This window comes from Burkholderia sp. 4M9327F10 (assembly GCF_005503145.1).
Classification (GTDB): domain Bacteria; phylum Pseudomonadota; class Gammaproteobacteria; order Burkholderiales; family Burkholderiaceae; genus Paraburkholderia.
Genome location: NZ_SCNV01000116.1, coordinates 1 through 9,274, shown reverse-complemented (window position 1 = coordinate 9,274; position 9,274 = coordinate 1). Strand labels below are relative to the sequence as shown.

The window sequence follows — 9,274 nt, the reverse complement described above, 5'->3', positions numbered from 1 at the left end:
CACCCACCCGCCGCACCTGCCGGGACCGCCTCAATCTCATGTACCATCGGCGCGAGCACGCCGCTGCCGGCTTTGCCGCGGCCATTGGGTCACGCAGCGAGTCGCGCGCGAGCCGCACGCCAGTCACGCTATTCACTGCCGCCATCGAACCACATCGTCGCCGTCACGCCTGCCCATGAAGTCTTCCACCGGCCGCAAATCTCCCCGCCGACTCGTCGCCCGCTTCGTGGCGATCTCATGGCGCGACCTGGCGGTGTCCTTCGGCCCGATCCTGCTGATCGGCATCGCCGCCATCTGGGTGGCCGTGCGCCTGATCCAGCCGGCCCCGCCTCACACGCTGACCATCACCGCCGGTCCCCAAGGCAGCTCGTTCTGGAATGCCGCGCAAAAGTACAAGGCGATCCTCGCGCGCAACAGCATCACGCTCAACGTGCTGACCTCCGAAGGCTCAGCCGAAAACCTCAAACGCCTCACCGATCCGCACAGCAACGTCGACGTGGGTTTCGTGCAGGACGGCGTCGCCCAGGGACCGGCGCCCGATGGCCTGACCTCGCTCGGCAGCGTGGCCTATGTGCCGCTCGCGATCTTCTATCACGGCCCCACGGTCACCCGGCTCTCCGAATTCAAAGGGCTGCGCCTTGCCATTGGCGCAGAAGGCAGCGGCACGCGCCAACTGGCGCTCGCCCTGCTGAAGGCGAACGGCATCGAGCCGGGCGGCGCCACCAAACTGCTGCCGCTCTCCGGCGACGATGCCGCCAACGCGCTGGTCTCAGGTGAGGTTGACGCGGCATTCCTGACCGGCGATTCGGCCCAGCCGCCGGTGATGGGCAAGCTTTACCGCACGCCCAACGTGCAGTTCTATAACTTCACCCAGGCTGAAGCGTATGCCCGGCGCTTTCCTTACCTGACGCAGATTCATATGCCGATGGGCGCATTCGACCTCGGCAAGAACCTGCCGTCCGTGCCGATCCAGATGGTGGCGCCGACCGAAGAGCTGGTGGCGCGCGACTCGCTGCATCCGGCGCTCTCCGATCTGCTGATCGAAGCGGCCCGCGAGGTGCACGGCAAGGCCAATGTGATGCAGCATGCCGGCGAATTTCCGGCGCCGCTCGCCCACGACTTCCCGATCAGCGACGACGCCGCGCGCTACTACAAGTCGGGCAAGAGCTTCCTGTACCGCGTGCTGCCGTTCTGGATCGCGAGCCTCGCCGACCGCCTGCTGGTGGTCGTGGTGCCGCTGATCGTCGTGCTGGTGCCGGCGTTGCGAGTGGTGCCGTCGCTCTACGCGTGGCGGGTGAAATCGCGTATCTACCGCTGGTACGGTGCGCTGATCGCCATCGAGCGCGGGATGATGGGCGAAACCTCGGCCGAAGAGCGCCAGTCGCTGCTGGAGCGGCTCGACACGATCGAGGACTCCGTCAACGGCCTGAAGATGCCGCTCGCCTACGCCGACCAGTTCTATGTGCTGCGCGAGCATATCGGCTTCGTGCGCGAACGGCTCTCGCATTCACGCGACGCTCAGGCGGAGAGCGGCCGGCCAGACGGACGGGAGACTGACGAGGACACACCGGGCGCCCCTGACAAGCCCTCCGCCACGCCGACCCAGACCGCATAAGCGCAACAGAAAGCAGCCGGCGCGCAACGGAACAGGCAGTGGCGCGGCATTGCGCATTCGCCGTTAGCCCGCTGCGGTACAGAAGGCATCTGGAAACACCTCACCAATGCACACGGCCGCGGCTCCGCGTAAGATCACGTCAGACTGGATGATTTAGCAGACGCGCGTAGCAGAGGTCCATAGCAGGCGCGCGCAGCAGACACATAACCGGCACGCGCGGCAAAGCACGCGTGCCTTGCCCGCTTCGTCCAGATCCGAGCAATCCGGGAGAGACTTATGACCGATGGCATCGACGCCACGCAACCTTTGTGGTTTTACGACTTCGTCTCGCCGTTTACGTACCTGTTGCTCGAGCAACACGAGAAATGGCCAGGCTTTCCGTTCGTCTTCACTCCGGTTGTGCTGAATGACCTGTACCAGCACTGGGGACAGCGGCCCGCTTACGGTGTGCCCCCCAAGCGCGTGTACATGTACCGTCACGCGCTGTTTCGCGCGGACCAGCTCGGCATTCCGTTCAAGATGCCGCCGGCGCATCCGTTCGATTCGACCAAGGCCATGCTGCTGGCGGTCGCGGCCAAGGCCGATATCCACCTTGTGCGGGATATCTTCCGCTTTATCTGGCGCGAGGGACGCGATCCGTCGAGCGAGGAAGGCTTCGCCGCACTGTGCGAGCGGGTCGGCCTGCCGGACGGTCCCGCGCTGATCGAGCAGGAAGAGGTCAAGGCGCAACTGCGCCGCAGCACCAGCGATGCGATTGCCTTGGGCGTGTTCGGCGTGCCCACCTTCTGGCTCAACAACCAGTTGTTCTGGGGCGAAGACGCGCTGCCGATGGTGCTGTACTGCGCCCGCACGCCGAACTGGCTCGATTCGAAGGAAGTGAAACGGATCAGCGCGCTGCCTTCGGGGCTCGAGGCGTGAGTTGCATGCTTGACTGAAAGCTTAACGTCAGAATTTGACAGGCCGATCAGATGTGCTGGCGGCGGGCGGGCGCGGGGCTCGCCCGCCGCCGCAGCCGTTGTGATGCCGGCCATACCGCGCCCGCTATGGCGGGCGCAGGGCAAACGGGCCTAAGGTTATGGACTTCGTGCCCTGCCGCGCGGGCGGTCCGCATGGCCGCTTCGCGCAACGCATTCCCTGAGTCTGATCCGCCCACCTGATCCATGGACGACACCGCCGCCTCCCTCGATATCTGGCTCGTGCGCGTGCTGCGCACGCTGCTCGTCGAGCGCAGCGTGACGCAGACGGCGCTGCGCCTGAACCAGACTCAGCCTGCCATCAGCACGGCGCTGCGCAAGCTGCGCGAGACGCTCAACGATCCGATCCTGGTGCGCGGCAAATCGGGCATGGTGCCGACCGAGTACGGCGCCTCGCTGCTGGCATCGGCGCAACGGGTGCTGCGGGAAGTGGACTTTGTGTCGACGCCGCACGGCGATTTCGATCCGGGCCGCTCGCGGCGCATCTTCCGGGTCGCGGCACCGGACTATCTGAACGATTTTTTCATGCCGACCGTGATCGCGCAGTTTCGCGAAGCGGCGCCGCACGCGCGTCTGGAAATCGATTCGCTCAATCCCACGCTCGACCATGCCGCCGCGCTCGATGCCGGTGAACTGGATCTGGTGATCGGCAACTGGCCGAAGCCCGATGCGCGCTTCGAGAAAAGCGATCTGTTTTCGGATACGGTGGTGTGCCTGATGCGTGCGGATCATCCGCTGGCCCAGGCGCCGATGACTCGGGAAACGTATCTCGCGGCTCCGCACCTCGCGCCGACGCCCTACAGCGGCGCCAGCGGCGGCGCGGTCGATATCGGCTTTGCGCGGGCCCGCGCGGAGCGGCGCATCGTGACCACGCTCCCCTACTTCGGCCTCGTGCCGCAAGTGCTGCTGCAATCGGATCTGATCTTTACGACGACCCGGCGCTTTGCCACGCATTACGCGAACCTGCTGCCGCTTGCCGTGGTGGATGTGCCGATTCCGTTTCCGCGCATCAAGTGCTATCAGTTGTGGCATCCGCAGCCGGACCGGCCGAGCGATATCGGCTGGCTGCGCACGTTGATGTCACAGGTGTCCGAGCGCCTGGTGGCGCACAAGGCACGGGTGAAACGCCCGCCTGCGCTGCAGACGCGAAGCAAGGCGGAACATCAGGACGCCTAGGGCGGCCTAGGCCGCTGGTGCCGCTGAAGCCGCCGGTGCCGCCGGTGCCGCCGGTGCCGCTGGTGCCGCTGGTGCCGCTGCGCAGCCTAGACGCTCGCGCAAAGGTCGTGTGACACGTGCGCCGTGTTGCGCGAACGCACTTGCAGCAGCTCGGCACACACGGCCACCGCGATCGATTGCGGCGCCTTGTCGACGATCCCGGCCACGCCGATTGGGCAAGTCATCTCCACCAGCCGGTCCAGTTCGACGCCGCGCTCGATCAGCCGCCGTTCGAATTTCACGCGCTTGGTCTTCGAGCCGATCATCCCGAAGTAGGTGAAGTCGCGCCGCCGCATGATGCGTGCGGCGAGCGAGAAGTCCAGCGCGTGGTTGTGCGTCATCACCAGAAAATAGGCGCCGGGTGGAGCGCTATCGACGATCGCATCAGGCGTGTCGGTCGGCTCGACCTGCACGTTGGCGGGGACTTCGTCGGGGAACAGCTCGTCGCGCTCATCGACCCATTGCACCACGCACGGCAGGCTTCCAAGCAGCGTGACGAGCGCATGCCCGACATGGCCGGCGCCGAACAGCACGATATGCATTGGCGCCGGGCGCGTCGCAGCATGGCTGCTGCGCCGGCCGACCTGAACGAAAGTAGGTGCGTTCATTGCGAGCATTCCAGTGGGTCGCTTCGGTTATTGACGCTTATTGCCGCTTATAGGCGCTCATTGCCGCGGCGCAGCCGTAGCCGCACGCACCGCGCTCACCGCCTTGAGAATCTCTTCGCTTGTCGCAGGCGCGTTCAGCGGCGGATTGACCTTGTAGTCACCCACGCTCGCCACCGCATCGCGAATCGCAAAGAACACTGAGAACGGCAGCAGCAACGGCGGCTCGCCGGTGGCCTTCGAACGGTGAATGCTGTCCTCCGCATTGCGGTTCTTGAAGAGCCGGACCCGGAAATCGGGCGGCGTGTCGTTGACGGTCGGAATCTTGTAGGTGGACGGCGCATGCGTCATCAGCTTGCCGCCGGCGTTCCACCACAGCTCTTCGGTCGTGAGCCAGCCCATGCCCTGGATGAAGGCGCCTTCCACCTGACCGACATCGAGCGCGGGATTCAGCGAGGCGCCCACGTCATGCAACGCATCGGCGCGCAGCACGCGCATTTCGCCGGTCAGCGTGTCGATCACGACTTCCGAAACCGCGGCGCCATACGAGTAGTAGTAGAACGGGCGGCCCTGCAGCTTCGACTGATCCCAGTACAGCTTCGGCGTCGCATAGAAGCCGTCCGACCAGAGCTGCACGCGCGCCAGATAGGCTTTGGCGATGATCTCTTCGAACGGCAGCACGGCTTCGCCCACCCGCACGCGGTCGTGAGCGAAGCGCACGCTGCCGGCGCTCACCTGGCCCGCGCCGAAACGCTCGGCGGCGAAGGCAGAAAGGCGTTCGCGCAGTTGACGCGCGGCGTCCTGCGCGGCCTTGCCGTTCAGATCGGAGCCTGTCGAAGCGGCCGTGGCCGAGGTGTTCGCCACCTTGCTGGTGTCGGTTGCCGTGACACGCACGCGGTTGAAGCTGATGCCAAGCTCGTGCGCCACAACCTGCGCCACCTTGGTGTTCAGCCCCTGGCCCATCTCCGTGCCGCCGTGGTTCACGAGCACCGAGCCGTCGGTGTAGATATGCACCAGCGCGCCCGCCTGGTTGAAGTGGGTCACGTTGAACGCAATGCCGAACTTCACCGGCGTGAGCGCGAGACCCTTCTTCAGCACTTCGTTGTTCGCATTGAACTCGCGAATCGCGGCGCGGCGCGCGCGGTAGTCGCTGGTCGCTTCGAGTTCGTCGATCAGCTCGTGGATCACGTTGTCTTCGACCACCTGACCATACGGCGTCTGATTGCGCTCGGTCTTGCCGTACAGGTTGCGGCGGCGCACGTCGAGCGAATCCTCGCCGAGCGAGCGCGCGACGTTGTCCATGATGTACTCGATCGCAAACGCGCCTTGCGGGCCGCCGAAGCCGCGGAACGCGGTGTTCGACTGCGTGTTGGTCTTGCCGCAAAAACCGTCGATCGTGACGTCGGACAGCCAGTACGCGTTGTCGAAGTGACACAGCGCACGCGTCATCACTGGGCCGGACAGGTCGGCGGAAAAGCCACAGCGCGAGGTCATGTCCACGGTCACGCCGTCGATCACGCCCTTGTCGTCGTAGCCGACTTCGTAGGTGTAGTGGAAGTCGTGACGCTTGCCGGTGACCATCATGTCGTCGTCGCGGTCCGGGCGCAGTTTCACCGGGCACAGCAGCTTCCAGGCGGCAATCGCGGCGCAGCAGGCGAACAGGCCCGACTGCGATTCCTTGCCGCCGAAGCCTCCGCCCATCCGCCGGCATTCGACCAGCACGCTGTGCGACGGCACGCCGAGCGCATGCGCCACCAGGTGCTGCATTTCGGTCGGGTGCTGGGTCGAGCAGTAGACGTGCATACCGTCGTCGTCCTTCGGCACTGCGTACGAAATCTGCCCTTCCAGGTAGAACTGTTCCTGACCGCCCAGCAGCATTTCACCGGCGTCATGATGCGTGGCACGCGCGATCTTCGCAGCGGCATCGCCACGCGCGAGCTTCATGGGCGGCAGTACGTGCTGGTTGGCGGCGCGGGCCTGCTGCGCGGTGAGAATCGCCGGCAGCTCTTCGTAGACCACGTCGGCGCGGCGCGCCGCGAGGCGGGCCGCTTCGTGCGAGATGGCGACCACGATGAACATCGGCTGGCCGACATACTGCACCACGCCGTCGGCGAGAATCGGGTCATCACCGTGGATGATCGGACCCACGTCGTTGACGCCGGGGATATCTTCGGCCGTGAAAACGGCGACCACACCGGGTGTGGCGCGCACCTTGGCGAGCGACATCGAAACGATCTTCGCATGCGCTTTCGGCGAGAGGCCGAGCGCGGCGTGCAGCGTGCCGGCGAGCACGGGGATGTCGTCGGTGTAGGTCGCGCGGCCGCTCACGTGCAGATGCGCGGATTCATGCGGGCGCGAGACATGCACCTGGGTGAAATCGTCAAACTCCTGAGCGTCTTTCAGGAACGGTTCGGCTTGCTGGTTCATTCGAGTAGTTCTCCGTATCCGTGGGACTGCTTCAGGCGTTCGCGCCGGCGGCTTCGACTGCGCGCACATCGAGTGCGGATTTGGGCAGCGGATTGTGCGGGCGGGTTTCGAGCCAGAAGCGATACAGCGTGTTTTTGGCCGCATCGAGGCGGTAGTTGCTGGTGGCGCGCATGTCGGAGAGCGGGGCGTAATCCTGGCCCAGCGCGATCATCGCCGCCTGTGCGGTGGCTTCGTGCCATTCGGCATCGCGCAGCACCGCCTCGGCATGCGTCGCGCGCTTCGAAGTCGCGGCCATGCCGCCGAAGGCAATGCGCGGCTCGCGGATCGTGTCGCCGTCGGCAATGAACGAAAACGCGGCGCACACCGCCGAGATGTCCGAATCGAAGCGCTTGGAGAGCTTGTAGGTGCGGAATTGCAGGTTCTGGCGCGCGCCGCTGCGAGTCGGCACCTTCAGGCCGACCACGAATTCATGCTCGGCTATGTCCTTCTTCTGGTACGCGAGGTACAGGTCTTCGAGCGGCATCTCCCGCTCGATCTCGCCGCCGCGCACCACCACGTGCGCGCCCAGAGCGATCAGACCGGGCATCGAATCGCCGATCGGCGAGCCGTTGGCAATATTGCCGCCCAGCGTGCCGGCGTTGCGGATCGGCAGCGAGGCGAAGCGCTTCCACATCTCGGTGAGTTCCGGGTAGTGCTTCGCCAGTTCGGCGTATGCCGTCTCGACGCTCACGCCCGCGCCGATCTCGATCCAGTCGTCCGACACCGCAATGCGCTGCAACGCTTCAATCTGGCCGACGTAGACGATGTTGCCCAGCTCACGCATCTGCTTGGTGACCCACAAGCCGATGTCGGTGCTGCCGGCCAGGATCCGCGTGGCCGGTTGCGCGGCCTTGATCTGCGCCAGCGCCTCGACCGTGCGCGGCGCATCGAACTGCTGGCCGGCGAATTCGTAGTGAAAGGTTTCGCCGCGCTTGAGCGTGGCGAGTTTGGCCGACAGCGCGGCAAGGTCCACCGGCGCTTTCGGTGCGGGCGCTTCGAACATGCGCACCGCCGCGTCGACGATCGGCCGGTAGCCGGTGCAGCGGCACAGGTTGCCGGTCAGGGCGTTGCTGATGTCGTCGCGCGAAGGCACCGTGCGGTTGGCGCAGCTATGCTCGTGGCCGTGCTTTTCGTACAGCGACCACATCGACATCACGAAACCCGGCGTACAGAAGCCGCATTGCGAGCCGTGGCATTCGACCATGGCCTCCTGCACCGGATGCAACGTACCGTCCGGCTGGCGCAGGTCCTCGACGGTGAACAGCGCGCGGCCGTCGAGCGTGGGCAGGAACTGGATGCAGGCGTTGACCGCCTTGAAGCTGACGCCGCCTGCTTCGTTGCGCTCGCCGACCACGACCGTGCAGGCGCCGCAGTCGCCTTCCGCACACCCTTCCTTGGTGCCCGTGCAATGCGCATCTTCGCGCAGGTACTGGAGCACCGTGCGGGTGACGGGCGCATCCGTGATCTCGCGGATCGCGTTGCGGTGGTAGAAGCGAATTGGCTGGGTCATGTCTCGTACTCTTGATGAAGAAAACGCCGGGCCGCTCCAAGTTTTATTCACCCCTCTCGGGGGGGCCTCGCGCGAAGCGCGCAGGTTGGGGGCACCTGGCTGTTCTGTGTCCGTGGGGACCATGCTGCAGTGACGGTTCGAACGCTATCACCGTCAATATTTGCAACCCATAGCAGGGAACACATGCGGGACATATCGTTGGAGCGATAAATGGATGAGTTTGGAGCGAAGTCAGCTTATATAGGGTGCGTCTATTTGCGTTATTTTTTTCATAAATGCTTCATTTCGGCCACTCACAAAACAGTCCCAGAGCCCTCGAGGCGCTGCTGCAGCACCAAAACGTCCCTTTATATCGATCCGGCACCGTATTTTCATCGCAAAAACAATTAAGCAATCCCTGCAAGGGAATCGGTTCCATGGGAAAATCATGCCTTCCCGCCGTTTTCAAGTCTCGTTTTCCCCATGTCCGCCGACACAGCCACACCGCGCAGCGAGTTTGCGACCACTCTGCAGATCATTCCGGTCGTCTTTTTCACGTTTATTTGCTACCTGACCATCGGGATTCCGCTGGCGGTGCTGCCGGGCTACGTCCACGACGACCTCGGTTTCAGCGCGATCGTCGCGGGCGCGGCGATCAGCGTGCAGTATCTGGCTACCCTCGCCTCGCGGGCGCTCGCCGGGCGCTCCGCGGACACGCTCGGACCCAAGCGCACGGTGGCGATCGGCCTGATCGGCTGCGGCACGAGCGGTGTGATGCTGCTGCTCGCCGTGTTGTGCGCCCATTGGCCGGCGCTCAGCCTCACGCTGCTGGTGCTGAGCCGGCTGGTGCTCGGGTTCGGCGAAAGCCTGTGCGGGACCGGAGCGATTCTGTGGGGGATCGGGCGGGTGG

7 protein-coding genes are annotated in these 9,274 nt (G+C 65.0%); 4 read left to right on the top strand and 3 right to left on the bottom strand.

Going from position 1 to position 9,274, the window contains the following annotated elements; all coding sequences use genetic code 11:
- Positions 1-175 precede the first annotated feature (175 nt).
- From FFS45_RS40895 to FFS45_RS40885, 3 genes are all read left to right on the top strand, one after another.
- Positions 176-1,615: a TAXI family TRAP transporter solute-binding subunit gene (locus FFS45_RS40895; RefSeq protein ID WP_137960256.1), complete on the top strand. Its 1,440-nt coding sequence runs from the start codon at positions 176-178 to the stop codon at positions 1,613-1,615.
- A 276-nt stretch (positions 1,616-1,891) separates the two neighbouring features.
- The gene (locus FFS45_RS40890; protein WP_137960255.1) at positions 1,892-2,533 is read left to right on the top strand and encodes a 2-hydroxychromene-2-carboxylate isomerase; all 642 of its coding nucleotides are present in this window, start codon (positions 1,892-1,894) and stop codon (positions 2,531-2,533) included.
- A 242-nt stretch (positions 2,534-2,775) separates the two neighbouring features.
- Positions 2,776-3,765 (top strand): LysR substrate-binding domain-containing protein, encoded by a 990-nt coding sequence (locus FFS45_RS40885; RefSeq protein WP_137960254.1) that lies wholly within the window; start codon positions 2,776-2,778, stop codon positions 3,763-3,765.
- Between the two features lie 86 nt (positions 3,766-3,851).
- Here the strand turns inward: FFS45_RS40885 and xdhC are convergent, their stop codons facing one another.
- Genes xdhC through xdhA form a run of 3 tightly spaced genes read right to left on the bottom strand, consistent with a single transcriptional unit; the run spans position 3,852 to position 8,385 of the window.
- Positions 3,852-4,412: a xanthine dehydrogenase accessory protein XdhC gene (xdhC, locus tag FFS45_RS40875; protein ID WP_249363132.1), complete on the bottom strand. Its 561-nt coding sequence runs from the start codon at positions 4,410-4,412 to the stop codon at positions 3,852-3,854.
- A gap of 57 nt (positions 4,413-4,469) precedes the next feature.
- Positions 4,470-6,836 carry a xanthine dehydrogenase molybdopterin binding subunit gene (gene xdhB, locus FFS45_RS40870; protein WP_137960252.1) on the bottom strand — a complete coding sequence of 789 codons (2,367 nt, stop codon included), beginning with the start codon at positions 6,834-6,836 and terminating at the stop codon, positions 4,470-4,472.
- Between the two features lie 31 nt (positions 6,837-6,867).
- Positions 6,868-8,385, bottom strand: a complete 1,518-nt coding sequence (gene xdhA, locus FFS45_RS40865) for a xanthine dehydrogenase small subunit (RefSeq protein WP_137960251.1) — start codon at positions 8,383-8,385, stop codon at positions 6,868-6,870.
- Between the two features lie 462 nt (positions 8,386-8,847).
- Here xdhA and FFS45_RS40860 point away from each other — a divergent pair.
- Positions 8,848-9,274, top strand: a 427-nt coding sequence (locus tag FFS45_RS40860; RefSeq protein ID WP_137960250.1) for an MFS transporter, incomplete at its 3' end; no start/stop codon positions are given.